General features: G+C 73.9%; 12 protein-coding genes and 1 pseudogene. 3 read left to right on the top strand and 10 right to left on the bottom strand.

The annotated features are described in order from the left end of the window. Positions 1-48 precede the first annotated feature (48 nt). Positions 49-2,403 (bottom strand): glycoside hydrolase family 65 protein, encoded by a 2,355-nt coding sequence (locus J7I94_RS11725; RefSeq protein WP_215166971.1) that lies wholly within the window; start codon positions 2,401-2,403, stop codon positions 49-51. After that, positions 2,400-3,140, bottom strand: coding sequence for a beta-phosphoglucomutase family hydrolase (locus J7I94_RS11720; protein WP_215166970.1), 741 nt, complete (start codon positions 3,138-3,140; stop codon positions 2,400-2,402). Before J7I94_RS11720 ends, J7I94_RS11725 begins: the two co-directional genes overlap by 4 nt. A gap of 97 nt (positions 3,141-3,237) precedes the next feature. On the opposite strand from J7I94_RS11720, the gene J7I94_RS11715 reads away from it, so the two are divergent. Further along, on the top strand, positions 3,238-3,930 hold the full coding sequence (locus tag J7I94_RS11715) for a nucleoside/nucleotide kinase family protein (protein ID WP_215166969.1): 693 nt from the start codon (positions 3,238-3,240) through the stop codon (positions 3,928-3,930). A 565-nt stretch (positions 3,931-4,495) separates the two neighbouring features. On the opposite strand, the gene paaE is transcribed toward J7I94_RS11715, so the two are convergent. Genes paaE through paaA form a run of 5 tightly spaced genes read right to left on the bottom strand, consistent with a single transcriptional unit; the run spans position 4,496 to position 8,240 of the window. Next, the gene (paaE, locus tag J7I94_RS11710) at positions 4,496-5,614 is read right to left on the bottom strand and encodes a 1,2-phenylacetyl-CoA epoxidase subunit PaaE (protein ID WP_215166968.1); all 1,119 of its coding nucleotides are present in this window, start codon (positions 5,612-5,614) and stop codon (positions 4,496-4,498) included. Further along, a complete protein-coding gene (gene paaD / locus J7I94_RS11705) occupies positions 5,614-6,129 on the bottom strand; it encodes a 1,2-phenylacetyl-CoA epoxidase subunit PaaD (RefSeq protein WP_215166967.1) in 516 nt (171 codons plus the stop codon). Before paaD ends, paaE begins: the two co-directional genes overlap by 1 nt. Beyond that, a complete protein-coding gene (gene paaC, locus J7I94_RS11700) occupies positions 6,123-6,953 on the bottom strand; it encodes a 1,2-phenylacetyl-CoA epoxidase subunit PaaC (RefSeq protein WP_215166966.1) in 831 nt (276 codons plus the stop codon). The genes paaD and paaC overlap by 7 nt, the downstream gene beginning before the upstream one ends. A gap of 10 nt (positions 6,954-6,963) precedes the next feature. Beyond that, the gene (gene paaB, locus J7I94_RS11695; RefSeq protein ID WP_215166965.1) at positions 6,964-7,257 is read right to left on the bottom strand and encodes a 1,2-phenylacetyl-CoA epoxidase subunit PaaB; all 294 of its coding nucleotides are present in this window, start codon (positions 7,255-7,257) and stop codon (positions 6,964-6,966) included. Beyond that, positions 7,254-8,240 carry a 1,2-phenylacetyl-CoA epoxidase subunit PaaA gene (paaA, locus tag J7I94_RS11690; protein WP_215166964.1) on the bottom strand — a complete coding sequence of 329 codons (987 nt, stop codon included), beginning with the start codon at positions 8,238-8,240 and terminating at the stop codon, positions 7,254-7,256. The genes paaB and paaA overlap by 4 nt, the downstream gene beginning before the upstream one ends. A gap of 215 nt (positions 8,241-8,455) precedes the next feature. Between paaA and paaI the strand changes: the two genes are divergently transcribed. Together paaI and paaK are read left to right on the top strand one after the other, a co-directional pair. Then, positions 8,456-8,887: a hydroxyphenylacetyl-CoA thioesterase PaaI gene (paaI, locus tag J7I94_RS11685; protein ID WP_215166963.1), complete on the top strand. Its 432-nt coding sequence runs from the start codon at positions 8,456-8,458 to the stop codon at positions 8,885-8,887. After that, positions 8,884-10,230: a phenylacetate--CoA ligase PaaK gene (gene paaK, locus J7I94_RS11680; protein ID WP_215166962.1), complete on the top strand. Its 1,347-nt coding sequence runs from the start codon at positions 8,884-8,886 to the stop codon at positions 10,228-10,230. The genes paaI and paaK overlap by 4 nt, the downstream gene beginning before the upstream one ends. 40 nt (positions 10,231-10,270) lie before the next feature. Here the strand turns inward: paaK and uppS are convergent, their stop codons facing one another. The 3 genes and pseudogenes from uppS to J7I94_RS11665 all read right to left on the bottom strand — a co-directional run bounded on the left by uppS (position 10,271) and on the right by J7I94_RS11665 (position 13,102). Further along, positions 10,271-12,121: a polyprenyl diphosphate synthase gene (gene uppS, locus J7I94_RS11675; RefSeq protein WP_215166961.1), complete on the bottom strand. Its 1,851-nt coding sequence runs from the start codon at positions 12,119-12,121 to the stop codon at positions 10,271-10,273. 1 nt (position 12,122) lies between these two features. Then, positions 12,123-12,464, bottom strand: a pseudogene (locus tag J7I94_RS38270) (DUF6114 domain-containing protein); the annotation flags it as partial. A 140-nt stretch (positions 12,465-12,604) separates the two neighbouring features. Next, positions 12,605-13,102, bottom strand: a complete 498-nt coding sequence (locus J7I94_RS11665) for a DUF6230 family protein (protein WP_215166959.1) — start codon at positions 13,100-13,102, stop codon at positions 12,605-12,607. Between the last annotated feature and the right edge of the window lie 128 nt (positions 13,103-13,230).

Here is a 13,230-nt window from a genome sequence, read left to right as displayed (position 1 = left end):
GGGGTGTGCGGGACCGCAGGCCGGAATACGGCCAGTCGCCGGACCCCCTCAGCGGGCGTTCGGGCGGCGGTGCGGCGGCTGTTCGGGCTCCGGGCGCGGGGTGAGCGGGGGGACTGCGCGGACGACGGGGCCGTCCCCGTTCACGGTGAACTCGGTGCCGTGGTGGCCGACGCGCATGGGCGGCCCGGACAGCAGGGTGTACGTCGCCTTCCCCCCGTCGATCTCGACGCGCAGGCACCGGCCGCGGAACTGGAGCCGGAAGGCCAGCCGGCTGAACTTCTCGGGCAGCCGCGGGGAGAAGCGGAGCATGTCGCCGTCGCGCCGGGTGCCGCCGAACCCGGCGACCAGCGCCATCCAGGTGCCGGCGAGGGAGGCGATGTGCAGTCCGTCGCGGGTGTTGTGCTCCAGGTCGGCCAGGTCCATCAGGGCCGCCTCCGCCGCGTAGTCGTAGGCGAGGCGCAGCTGGCCCGTCTGGGCGGCGACGACGGCCTGGCAGCAGGCGGAGAGGGAGGAGTCGCGGACGGTGATCGGCTCGTAGTAGGCGAAGTTGCGGGCGATCTGCTCCTCGTCGCAGTGCGTGTCGAACCAGCTGCCGCAGGTGTACATGGCCAGCACCAGGTCGGCCTGCTTGATGACCTGCTTGCGGTAGAGGTCGAAGTAGGGGAAGTGCAGCATCAGGGGGTACTGGTCGGCGCCCGTGCGGGCGAAGTCCCAGCGCTGGTGGCGGGTGAACCCCGCGTGCTGCTCGTGGACGCCGAGTTCCTCGTTGTACGGGATGTGCACGGACTCGGCGGCGTCCCGCCAGGTGGCGCTCTCCTCGTCGTCCACGCCGTGCCGGGCCGCCTCGTCCGGGTACCGCTCGCAGACCTCGGCGGCGGCCAGCAGGTTGGAGCGGGCCATGAGGTTCGTGTACAGGTTGTCGTCGGCGACCGCGCTGTACTCGTCCGGGCCGGTGACGCCGTCGATGTGGAAGACGCCGTGGTGGTCGTGGTGGCCCAGCGAGCGCCACAGGCGGGCCGTCTCCACCAGCAGTTCCAGGGCGGTGTCGCGTTCGAAGCCGGTGTCGCCGGTGGCGGCCACGTACCGGACGGCGGCGTGCGCGATGTCGGCGTTCACGTGGAAGGCGGCGGTGCCGGCCGGCCAGTACGCGGAGCCCTCGGAGCCGTCGATGGTCCGCCAGGGGAAGGCCGCGCCGCGCAGGCCGAGCTGGGCGGCGCGGTCGCGGGCGGCGGGCAGGGTGTCCTGGCGCCAGCGCAGCGCCTCGGCGACGGCCCGGGGCTCGGTGTAGGTGAGGACCGGGAGCACGAACATCTCCGTGTCCCAGAAGGCGTGGCCGTCGTAGCCGGAACCGGTCAGCCCCTTGGAGGGGATGGCGCGCTGTTCGGCCCGGGCGCCGGCCTGGAGGACGTGGAAGAGGCCGAAGCGCACGGCCTGCTGGATCTCCTCGTCGCCGTGCACCTCGACGTCGGCACGGGCCCAGAAGTCGTCGAGGAAGGACCGCTGTTCCGCCACCAGGCCGTCCCAGCCGCCGTGCGCGGCGGCGGCCAGCGCTGCCTCGACCTGGTCGCTCATCGCGGGCCGGGAGCGGGCGCCCGACCAGCCGTGGGCGACGGTCTTGCGCACCCGCAGCCGCTCCCCGGGCTCCAGTACGGAGGTGACGGTCAGCCGGGCCACGTCGTCGCTGGACTCGCTGCCGGTCGTGGTGGACTCGGGGCCGTCCACCTGGTGGTCGGCGGCCACCGCGACCCGCAGGCCGCTGCGCCGGGTGCGGTGGACCAGGCGCAGGCGGGGGCCGAGGGCGTGGTGTTCCTCGGGTTCCAGCGGGGACTTGAGGGCCTTGCTGGCGCGCGGGTCGCCGTTGGGGTCGGGCAGGCTCTCGTTGGCGACCAGCTCCGACTGGATGACCACCCGGATGCGGCCGCCGACGGCCTCGACCTCGTAGTCGACGGCGGCGATGGCCCGCTGGGTCAGGGAGACCAGCCGGGTGGAGCGCACCCGAACGGTGGAGCCGGCCGGGGAGGTCCACTCGCAGACCCGCTCCAGGACGCCCCGGCGCAGGTCGAGGGTGCGTTCGTGGGTGACGAGGCGTCCGTAGCGCAGGTCGAAGGGCTCGTCGTCGACGAGGAGGCGCAGCAGCTTGCCGTTGGTGACGTCGATGACGGTCTGGCCGGACTCTGGGTAGCCGTAGCCGGCCTCGGCGTAGGGCAGCGGGTGGAGTTCGTGGACGCCGTTGAGGTAGGTGCCGGGCAGGCCGTGCGGTTCGCCCTCGTCGAGGTTGCCGCGCCAGCCGACGTGGCCGTTGGACAGCGCGAAGACGGACTCGCTCTGGGCGAGGAGGTCGAGGTTGAGTTCGGTCTCGCGCACCGACCAGGGGTCGACGGCGTAGGCGCGGTCGGTGATCACTCGCCGCTCCCGAGGTCGGCGAGGTCCTTGACCACACGGTCTGCGCCGTGCGCGTAGAGGGCGTCCCTCTGGCCGACGCGGTCGACGCCGACGACGTAGCCGAAGTGCCCGGAGCGGCCGGCGTCCATGCCGGCCAGGGCGTCCTCGAAGACGGCGGCGCGGGAGGGGTCGACGCCGAGGTCGCGGGCGGCGGCGAGGAAGGTGTCGGGGCGCGGCTTGCCCGGCAGTCCGCGTTCGCGGGCCACGACTCCGTCGATCCGGGTGTCGAAGAGGCGCTCGGCGTCGATGGAGCGCAGGACGTCCACGGTGTTGGCGCTGGACGACACGATGGCGGTGCGCAGGCCGGCGGCGCGTACCGCCTGGATGTAGCGCAGGGTGCCGTCGTAGGCCTCGACGCCGTCGGTGCGGATCCTCTTCAGGAGCAGCTCGTTCTTGCGGTTGCCGAGGCCGTTGACCGTCTGCCGGTCCGGCGGGTCGTCGGGGTCGCCCTCGGGCAGTTCGATGGAGCGGGAGGCGAGGAAGGTGCGCACGCCGTCGGCGCGGGGGCGGCCGTCGACATACTCGCCGTAGTCGGAGTCGGTGAAGGGCCGGAAGTCCTCGCCGTCGCGTTCGCGCAGGAACGAGTCGAACGTCTCCTTCCAGGCGGCGGCGTGCACCACCGCCGTCCTGGTGACGACCCCGTCGAGGTCGAAGAGGCATGCCTGCACGGTTTCGGGGAGGCCGAGCTGCGTGGTCATACCCGTGACAGTTCCCCGCCCGGGCGCCTCCCATCGGGTGGTCCGTGACACAGCGCCGGGCCCAGGGCTCGGCGGCGGCGGTGGCACACTGCTGGGTGTGCCACTGACTTTCGACGACCTCCTGGCCCGTGCCCGTGCCCTCCCGGTGGACGGGCGGCGCGCGGTCCTCGGCATCGCCGGCAGCCCCGGGGCGGGCAAGACGACGCTCGCCGAGCGCCTGGTGCGGGAGCTGAACCGGGACGCGGGGCCGGCGTGGGCAGCGCACGTGCCGATGGACGGCTTCCACCTCGCCGACGCCGAACTGGACCGGCTGGGCCGCCGGGACCGCAAGGGCGCGCCGGACACCTTCGACGCGGCGGGGTACGCGGCGCTGCTGCGGCGCCTGCGCGAGGACGGCGCCGACGGGTGCGGCGACGTCGTCTACGCACCGGGCTTCGAGCGGGTGCTGGAGCAGCCGATCGCCGGGGCCGTCCCGGTGGAACCGGCGGCCCGGCTGGTGGTGACGGAGGGGAACTACCTGCTGCTGGACAGCGGTGCGTGGGGCCGGGTCCGGCGGGCGCTGGACGAGGTCTGGTTCTGCGAGATCGACGACGCGGAACGGGTACGCCGGCTGATCGCCCGGCACGAGCGGTTCGGCAAGTCCCCCGAGGATGCGGAGGCCTGGGTACGGCGCACCGACGAACGCAACGCGGCCCTGGTCGCCACGGGCCGGGGACGGGCCGACCTGGTGGTACCGGGGTCGGCGCTGCGGGGTGGTGCGGTGGGGACTGGTGCGGCGGGGGTCGGCTGAGCGGGGGCCGGACCGGCGGAGACCGGCGTAGCGGGGGTCAGCCCGGCGGAGACCGGCCCGGTACAGCAAGGCCCGGACCGGCGCAGACCGGCCCGGTACAGCGAGGCCCGGACCGGCGCAGACCGGCCCGGCGGAGGCCGACTCAGCGGAGACCGGTCCCGTCGTGGGCCGGTCCGTCACCCGCCGATCCGGCACCGGCCGGGCGCGGCGCGGCTGAACCGGGCGGACGGGCCCGGCCGGTCCCGGCATGCTCGACCCGAGCCGGATGGACCCGGCCGGACCCCGGAGCCGTGCCCCAGGGCGAATCGCCCCGACCGGGCCCCGGGGCGGTGACCCTTGAGGAATCGCCCCGACCGGGCCCCGCGGCCCGTAACCCCTCGCCCCGACCGGACCCCGGAGCAGCAGCTCCTGAACGAAACGACCGGCCCGGACCCCGCATGCCCGGCCCGAAACGAACCAACCCGACCGGCCCTCCTCCTTCCTCCCCCCACACACACGCCCGGCACGCCCGAAAGACCCCCAGGCCGAGATCCCCCAGGCCCCGCCGTGACGGTCCGCCGTCAGCTCAGCTGTCGAAGTCGACAGTCAGGGCGTCCGAGACGGGGAACGTCTGGCAGGTCAGCACGTACCCCCCGGTCACCTCCGCCGGTTCGAGGGCGTAGTTGCGGCACATGTCGGCCTCGCCGTCGGTGACGAGGGCCCGGCAGGTGCCGCAGACGCCGCCCTTGCAGGCGAACGGCAGGTCGGGCCGGACCCGCGACGCCGAGTCGAGCAGCGGCTCCTCGCGGGAGAGCGGGGACGTGGTGGAGCGGCCGTCCAGGACGACGGTGACCTGGCTGACCGGCCCGTCGGGCCGCCGGTCCTCCCGGCGCACGGGTGCGAACGGTTCCTCACCGGCGTAGAACAGCTCCTGGTGGATCCGGTCGTCGGGCACCCCGAGCCCGGACAGCACCCGTCGCGCGTCGCGGACCATGCCGTGCGGGCCGCACAGCCACCAGTGGTCGGCCCCGGCCACGTCGACCAGCCCGTCGACGAGCGCGGCCAGCCGGCCGGCGTCCAGTCGTCCGGACAGCAGCTCCGCCTCGCGGGGTTCCCGGGAGAGCACGTGGGCGAGCTGGAACCGGTGCGGGTAGAGGTCCTTGAGGTCGGCCAGTTCGTCGGCGAACATCACCGAGTCGGTGCGGCGGTTGCCGTAGAAGAGGGTGACGCGGGAGCGGCCGTCGGCGGCGAGGACCGACTCGGCGATGGAGAGCATCGGCGTGATGCCCGAGCCGGCCGCGACCAGGACGTGGTGCCCGGGTACGGACAGGTCCGGGGTGAAGGCTCCGGTCGGGGCCATCACCTCCACGACGTCTCCCGGCCGGACCTCCCGTACCAGCCAGGAGGAGAACAGCCCGCCGGGCACCGTACGGACCCCGATGCGGGGCCGGTCGCCGACCGGTGAGCAGATCGAGTACGAGCGCCGCTCCTCGCGTCCGTCGACCTCGCGGCGCAGGGTGAGCGCCTGTCCGGGCGCGAAGGCGAACTCCTCCGCCAGTTCCCCGGGGACGTCGAAGCTCACCTCGGCCGCGTCCTCGCACAGCCGCCGTACGTCCGCCACCCGCAGGGCGTGGAAGGCCGGGCGGCGGCGCGTGCGGCGGCCGGGAGCGGGGGTCGCGCGGGCAGGGGCCGACAGGTCCGCCATCAGATCTCCTTGACGTACTCGAACGGCTCGCGGCAGGCGCGGCAGCGCCACAGCGCCTTGCACGAGGTGGCGCCGAACCGTGAACGCTCCTCGGTGTCCGCCGAACCGCAGCGCGGGCACGTCACCCGGTGCCGCGTCGGCGCCAGTGTGAGCGGCACGGGTCCGGACGGGTGGCGCGGTGCCGGGCCGGGCGGGGCGATGCCGTGTTCGGTGAGCTTGCGCCGGCCCTCGGGGGTGATCCAGTCGGTGGTCCACGGCGGGTCGAGGACCGTGCGGATCTCCACGCGGGCGAAGCCGGCCTCCCTCAGCCGGGCGGCCACGCCCGCCCGCATCTCGGCCATCGCCGGGCAGCCGGAGTAGGTCGGGGTGAGGCTCGCGACGACCGTGCCGTCGTCGGTGACCTCCACCGCGCGCAGCACCCCGAGGTCGGCGAGGGTGAGCATGGGCAGCTCCGGGTCCGGCACCTGCTCGGCGATGTGCCGGGCGCGCCGCGCCGGGGTCAGGGCGGTCACCATGTCGCCTCCGGGTCGGCGCGGGCCACGGACTGCAACTCGGCCAGCAGCGGAGCCAGGTGTCCGGTGTGCCGGCCCTGTCGACCGGACCCCTCGACGCCTGGCGGCACGTCCGGCAGGTCGAGGCCCGCCGCGTCGGTGACCTGCCGCAGAACGCCGAGGACCTCGTCCCGGGCGTCGTGGGCGTCGACGAGTTCGCCCAGGTACGGCACCACCTGCTGGAGCCCGGCCCGCATGCGGCGGTGCGACTCCTCGGTGCCGTCGCCGAGCCGGACCACCCACTCGGCCGCGTACTGCCGGTGGTACGTCAGCTCCTTCACGCCCTTGGCCGCGACGGCGGCCAGCACCGGGTCGGGCGACGCGGACAGCCGCTCGAAGTGCGCGAGCCGCCAGCTGGAGAGCACCAGCAGCCGGGCCACCGTGAACGCGAAGTCGCCGTTGGGCAGTTCGGCCAGCGTGACGTTGCGGAAGTCGTCCGGGTCACGGAAGTAGGCGTAGGCGTCCTCGCCGCGGCCGGTGCCGTCGGCCTGGCCGCAGCGGGCGTACAGCAGGCGGGCCTGGCCGAGCAGGTCGAGGCCGATGTTGGCGAGGGCCACCTCCTCCTCCAGCTCGGGGGCGCGGGTGGTCCACTGCGCCAGGCGCTGGGCGCTCACCAGGGCGTCGTCCCCGAGGGCCAGACAGCACGCGGCGAGTCCGTCCCGGTCGACACCGTCCGGGACGGTGGTGTCCACGCCGTGCAGCGGGTCCTCGAAGCCGGTGCCGTACGCCCACCGGGTGTCGTCCCCGTGTCCTTCGGCCAGGGACATGTAGACGTGGTCGTCGCTCATGCCCGCGCTCCTAGATGTGGGGGACGTCGTCGGGGATGTCGTAGAAGGTGGGGTGCCGGTAGACCTTGTCGCCGCTCGGGTCGAAGAAGGGGTCCTTCTCGTCGCGGGTGGAGGCGGTGATGTGCTCACTGCGCACCACCCAGATGCTGACGCCCTCGTTGCGCCGGGTGTACAGGTCCCGGGCGTGGGTCAGGGCCATCCGGTCGTCGGCGGCGTGCAGCGAGCCGACGTGGACGTGGTTCAGGCCGCGCTTGCCCCGGACGAACACCTCGTACAGCGGCCACTCCCGCTTCCCGCCGGTCATGCCGCCGCTCCCTTCCGCGCGCGGGCCGCCCGCTTGGCGGCGTGGGCCAGCGCCGCCTCGCGCACCCAGGCGCCCTCCTCGTGCGCCGTGCGGCGCCGCTCGATCCGCTCGGCGTTGCACGGACCGTCGCCCTTGATGACCCGCGCCAGTTCGTCCCAGTCGGGCGTGCCGAAGTCGTGGCGCCCCCGCTCCTCGTTCCAGCGCAGCTCGGGGTCGGGCAGGGTCACGCCGAGCCTCTCGGCCTGGGGGACGGTCATGTCGACGAAGCGCTGGCGCAGTTCGTCGTTGCTGTGGCGCTTGATCTTCCACGCCATGGACCGCGCCGAGTTGGGCGAGGCGTCGTCGGGCGGGCCGAACATCATCAGCGACGGCCACCACCAGCGGTCCACCGCGTCCTGCACCATCTCCCGCTGGGCCTCGGTGCCCCGCATCATCGTCATCAGCAGCTCGTAGCCCTGCCGCTGGTGGAAGGACTCCTCCTTGCAGATGCGCACCATCGCGCGGGCGTACGGCCCGTAGGAGGAGCGGCACAGCGGGACCTGGTTGCAGATCGCCGCGCCGTCCACGAACCAGCCGATCACACCGACGTCGGCGAAGGTCGGCGTCGGGTAGTTGAAGATCGACGAGTACTTCTGCCGGCCCTCGATCAGCCGCTCGGTGAGGTCGGCGCGGTCGGCGCCGAGGGTCTCGGCCGCCGAGTACAGGTACAGGCCGTGGCCCGCCTCGTCCTGGACCTTGGCGAACAGGATCGCCTTGCGGCGCAGCGACGGGGCGCGGGTGATCCACTCCCCCTCCGGCTGCATCCCGATGATCTCGGAGTGCGCGTGCTGCGCCACCTGCCGGATCAGTGTCCTGCGGTAGCCCTCCGGCATCCAGTCGCGCGGCTCGATCCGCTGGTCCCGCGCGATCGTCGCGTCGAAGTGCTCCTGGGGTCCGCCGAGCGCGGTGTCCGCGGCCGACGTGGCGGCCCGCTGTTCCGTCATCCGTACCACCCATCCCAACCGACCGTTCGTTCGGTATATGATAAGGCGCCCCTCCCCCTGTCCGGCAAGTGGCGGGAGCGAATCGTTCACCGATGGAAGCGGACGCCCGGCCTCCGAGGGCGCGCACCCCTTGACATTCCCTGGCGCGACTTGACTTACTGATCCGTGCCGCACGCTAACCGAATGTTCGGTCGGTACACAAGGTGGTGTGAACCGTGACGGAAGCAACCCCCGCGGTCCCGGGGCCGGCGGCGCGCGTGTTCGCCGCCGACCGGGCCTCCCGGCTGCTGGGCATCGAACTCCTGGAGCAGGGCGAGGGGACCGCCGTGCTCCGCATGACCGTGACGGAAGCGATGGCCAACGGGCACGGGACCGCCCACGGCGGATATCTGTTCCTGTTCGCCGACACCGCGTTCGCCTGCGCCCGCAACAGCCACGGCCCCGTCACCGTCGCCTCCGGAGCGGATGTCACCTTCGTGGCCCCGGCCCGCGAGGGGGACGTCCTGACGGCCACCGCCCGGGAGGCCACCCGTTTCGGGCGCAGCGGCGTCTACGACGTGAGCGTCGTACGCGGCGAGACGGTGATCGCGGAGTTCCGCGGCCGCAGCCGCAGTGTCCGGAACACGTCGTACGAGGAGCCGCAATGATCAGCGAACCGACCGAACCGGTGGGCGCCCGGTCCCGTCGTGGCGAGCCCCTTCCGGCAGAGCTGCTGGACGACGCCGAGCGCATGCCGCGCCAGGAGGTGGAGGCACTCCAGTTGCGCCGGCTGCGCCGGACTCTACGGCACGCCTACGACCATGTGGAGCTGTACCGCGGGAAGTTCGACGCGGCCGGTGTCACGCCGGACGACTGCCGGACCCTGACCGACCTGGCCCGGTTCCCCTTCACCACCAAGGCCGACCTGCGGGACACCTACCCCTTCGGCATGTTCGCCGTCCCCCTGTCCGAGGTGCGCCGCGTCCACGCCTCCAGCGGCACCACCGGGCGCCCCACCGTGGTCGGGTACACCGAGCGGGACCTCGCCACCTGGGCGGACGTCGTCGCCCGCTCGATCCGCGCGGCCGGCGGCCGCCCCGGTCACAAGGTCCACATCTCCTACGGGTACGGCCTGTTCACCGGCGGCCTCGGCGCCCACTACGGCGCCGAACGCGCGGGCTGCACCGTGATCCCCGCCTCCGGCGGCATGACCGCCCGCCAGGTGCAGATCATCCAGGACTTCCGGCCCGAGATCATCATGGTCACCCCGTCCTACATGCTCACCCTCCTCGACGAGTTCGAGAGACAGGGCGTCGACCCGCGCTCCACCTCCCTTCAAGTGGGCATCTTCGGTGCCGAGCCGTGGACGGAGGAGATGCGCCGCGAGATCGAGGAGCGCGTGGACCTGCACGCCGTCGACATATACGGCCTCTCCGAGGTCATGGGCCCCGGCGTCGCCCAGGAGTGCGTGGAGACCAAGGACGGCCCGCACGTGTGGGAGGACCACTTCCTCCCGGAGATCGTCGACCCCCTCTCCCCCGAGGTCCTCCCCGACGGCGAGAGCGGTGAACTCGTCCTCACCTCCCTCACCAAGGAGGCCCTGCCGGTCGTCCGCTACCGCACCCGCGACCTGACGAGGCTGCTGCCCGGCACCGCCCGGCCCGCCTTCCGCCGCATCGAGAAGATCACCGGCCGCTGCGACGACATGATCATCCTGCGCGGGGTGAACGTCTTCCCCACCCAGATCGAGGAGGTCGTCCTGCGCACGCCGGGCGTGGCCCCGCACTTCCAGATCCAGCTGACCAGGCGCGGCCGCATGGACCACATGACCGTCCGGGTGGAGGCGCGGCCGGACGCCGGCCCGGAGCGGCGCGCCGACGCCGTCCGTGCCATCGCGCAGGGCGTCAAGGACGGCGTCGGCATCAGCGTGGAGGTGCTCGTCGTGGAACCGGAGAGCCTGGAGCGTTCCGTCGGCAAGCTCCGCCGGGTCAAGGACCAGCGCGGGTCGTGATCCGCTTCCCGCGGACCGACTGTCCCCCCTCGGGGGATGCTCAAGGGGCGGCGGCCTGGGCGACGACGCGGGGGACGGAGCCGTAGCGCCGGGTGCGGCGGGCGTACTGGCCCATCGCGTCCCACAGGTCGCGGCGGTCCGCCTCGGGCCAGGGGGTGTCGAGGAACAGCAGCTCGGCGTAGGTGGCCTGCCAGGGCAGGAAGTTGGAGGTGCGGTGGTCGCCTCCGGTACGCAGGAGCAGGTCGACGTCGGGCAGTTCGGGGACGTACAGGTACTGGGCGAAGGCGTGCTCGGAGACGGCGCCGGGGTCGGCCTTCCCGGCGGCCGCTTCCCGGGCGAGCGTCGCCGCGGCCGCCGTGATCTCGGCCCGGCCGCCGTAGTTGACGCACATGGTCAGGGTCAGTCCGGTGCGGTCGCGGGTGAGCCGCTCGAAGCGGAGGAGTTGCTCGACGACGTCGGCCGGGAGCCGGGAGCGCGCGCCGGCCCAGCGGACGCGGACGTCCAGGTTCTCGTCCACCAGGTGACGCACGATCTGGGGGATCTCGTACATCAGGGCCTGCAGCTCAGCGGCGGGGCGTTTCCAGTTCTCGGTGGAGAACGCGTACACGGTCAGGTACTCCAGGCCGATCTCCAGGGCGCCGTGGACGACGTCGACCAGTGCCTCGGCTCCTCGCCGGTGGCCGTCGGTGCGGGGCAGGCCGCGGGCGGTGGCCCAGCGGCCGTTGCCGTCCATCACGATGGCGACGTGGCGGGGCGTGGCCTCGCCGGGCAGCCGGGGCGGGCGGGCGCCGGAGGGGTGGGGCGTCGGAGCGACGGCCGGGCGAGGCCCGGAGGCGGGGAGGTGTGCCCCCTCGGCCCGGCCTGGCCCCTCGGGTGTCGTCGTCGGTGCCGGTTCCGGTGGGCCGGGCCGGACGGGGAAGGGGAACAGGCCCCAGGCCAGCGCGGCCTTGGCCCGGGCGGGCAGCAGCAGGCGCAGCCGGGCGCCGCGTGGCAGGGCCGGCCGGCGGTGCAGCAGCGCGGCGGGCGCGGCGGCCGCGGCCTTCAGGCGCAGCCGGTACAGGTCGGTGTAGGCGCCGAGCGCGACGCCGACCGCCGGGTGCAGCGCCGGCGGCGGTGGGGTGCGGTCCAGCCAGGTGCGGGCCCGGTCGGCGAGGCGGCGCACCAGTTCCTCGAAGGCCGGGGTGGTGCGCCGGGCCAGCAGGTCCGCCCGGCGCACGCCGGCCTCGTCCAGAGCTTCCTGCGGCAGCGGCACGTGGCCGCGGCCGAGGTCGTCGGAGAGGTCGACGAGGGCGTCGGTGAGGTAGACCGCCTCGACAGCGGTTTGGCAGGCCACGGCCACGTCCGGCACGCCCGCGGCGATCGCCTCCGGCTCGGTGGACAGGCCCGTGGCCCGCAGCAGCAGTGAGCTCGCGCGCAGCACGAGCGGGGTGTTGATCAGGCTGTTGTAGTGCCGCCACTCCTGCCAGGTGGCGAACTGCCGTCCGTCGGCGTCCTGGCGGAGTTCCTCGAACAGCGTGTGCAGGAACCCCGGCGGCAGGTTCCAGGTCAGCATGGTGTGGATCAGTGCCCGCCGTACCGGGTCGCTGCCGCGGCCTTCGCGCAGGTCCGTGTCGAACGCCGAGATCCACGCCTCCAGCCGGGCGGCCCGCCCCGGGTCCGCCTCGCCCGCGGGTCCGGCCGCGTCGGACAGGTCGTCCACGGCGCGGACGGCGCCGTACAGCGCCCAGGTGGCGGTCCGCAGCGGGGGCGGCAGCAGCAGCGAGACGGCGTACTCGATCTCGCCCGTCGCGCGGGTGGCGCGGCGGCACGCCTCGTAGCCGCGGCGCAGGGCCGCGCCGTGGATGCCGCTGCGCCGGTAGACGCCGGGGGCGGGCACGGCGGGAGAACGCACCTCACGCCTCCTCTTGTGGGGTCGAAGGTGCCGGCTGGGGAATCCAGGCCAGGGCCAGGGCACTGCCGACGGCGGTGAGCAGGAACCCGAGCAGCAGGCCGCCGAGGTTGGCGGCGACCAGACTGACCAGGGACAGCACCGCGGCCAGTACGCCGGAGAAGTGGCGCAGGGCCGGGTTGCGCCACGTCGTCACCCCGGCGACGACGAACCCGGCGCCCAGGGTCCACGAGGTGGCGCCCGCGGTGCCGGTGAGCCGGAGGAAGCCCAGCCCCGCCCAGGAGACGCAGACCAGCTCCAGACCGCCGAGGCACAGCAGCAGCCCCGCCGCGAACGGGCGGCCTCGGCGCCACCCCCGCCCCCCCGGGACGCGTCCCCGTGGTCATCGGGTGGCTCCCGGCGCGCAGCCGCCCTCTCCACGGCGCAGCTCGACGGCGACGCCCCGGGACGTGATGGTTCCGGCGGTGAAGGCGTGCGGCCGCGTGGTCACCGCGCTGCCGCTGACCTCCCGCGCGCCGACGGTGAACAGTCCGGTGGGTTGGTCCGGGGACCCCCGGGCGTGCTGAACTCCGCTCCGGAGAGCCGCACCGACCGGGCCGTGGCCATGCCCGCCTCCACCGTCAGCCCGGTGGCGGTGGCCCGTTCGATGCGTACGACGGCCGTCACCGCTCCGATGACCGGCAGGTGGGCGGTGGAGTGGACACAGGCGTCCTCGACGGTCGCCCGCTCCATCCGCGTGGCCAGCGCCGGCAGCAGTCCGCCGCGGCCCGAGGCGGCCGGGGAGGCCGACACACCCGACCCGGACACCCGCGCGGCGTGGACCGTGACCGGGACCTCCCCCGCGAACGCCACGGAGACGACCCCCGTGGCGCTCCCGGCGAGCAGGGCGCAGGCGCCGACGAGCAGGGGGGCCAGTGCCAGAGCGAACCGCCGGCGGCTGGTGCGCCCGCCGCTCGTCCGCACGGAGGAGTCGTCATCGATCACGCCCGGCCCAACGACCACCCCGGACCGAAGTACCGCCAATCACACCATCGGATGAAGAGCCGTCGCGACCGGTTGCCCCGCCGGATACGGGCACCGGGGGCATACGCCCGACGGCCTCGTCGGAGGTG

The sequence above is a fragment of the Streptomyces sp. ISL-12 genome (genome assembly GCF_018614415.1).
Classification (GTDB): Bacteria; Actinomycetota; Actinomycetes; order Streptomycetales; family Streptomycetaceae; genus Streptomyces.
This window is presented reverse-complemented; position numbering and strand designations above follow the sequence as displayed.